This is a genomic window from Hydrogenophaga sp. OTU3427, assembly GCF_038440225.1.
Taxonomy (GTDB): domain Bacteria; phylum Pseudomonadota; class Gammaproteobacteria; order Burkholderiales; family Burkholderiaceae_C; genus Hydrogenophaga.
Genome location: NZ_JASATI010000119.1, coordinates 1 through 657 on the forward strand (window position 1 = coordinate 1; position 657 = coordinate 657).

The following is a 657-nucleotide window of genomic DNA, read 5'->3' on the forward strand; positions in this document are numbered from 1 at the left end:
CTTCGGCGATGCTGGCCGTGTCGTTCACGGCCACCGGCACGTCGTCGGCGATGGTGATCGTCAGCGTCTGCGTGGCCGTGTTGCCCAGGCTGTCCGTCACCGTGTAGGTGAAGGTCTCGGTCTCTTCCACCCCGGCCACGTCCGGGCTCGCGCTGGTGAGCGTGTAGGTGTAGCTGCCGTCCGGGTTGACCACCAGGTTGCCGTAGCTGCCGCTGCCGCCACCCGTGTAGGTGTAGGGGCCCGTGCCGCCGCTGGCCGCCAGCTGGCCGCTGGCCACTTCGTCCGGGCTCGTCGGGTTGCTGCCCACGCCCAGGGCGGCCTCATTCACCGTCTGGTCCGACACCGTGGTGTCGATGTGGGTCTCGATCGCGCCGTCCGGGATGCTGATCGTCAGCGTCACCGTGCTGGTGTCGCCGTCCCCGTCGGTGATGGTGTACTGGAACACGTCCGTGACCGTCGTGCCCGCCGGCACGCTGTTGGGCGTGGACTGGTAGCTGTAGCTGCCGTCGGCGTTCAGGCTCAGGCTGCCGTAGCTGCCCGCCACCGGGGCGCCCACGTTGGCCGCCACGCCGTTGACCGCCGTCACCGGGCCGCCCACGGCGGCCCCGTCCGCGCCCAGCACGTCGTTGCCGATCACGTTGCCGCTGAGCAGCGCGC

1 protein-coding gene is annotated in these 657 nt (G+C 70.8%); it reads right to left on the reverse strand.

The genetic code is table 11. The features are described from left to right. The coding region (locus tag AAHB17_RS24540; protein ID WP_342133681.1) for an Ig-like domain-containing protein at positions 1-657 on the reverse strand (657 nt) is incomplete at both ends.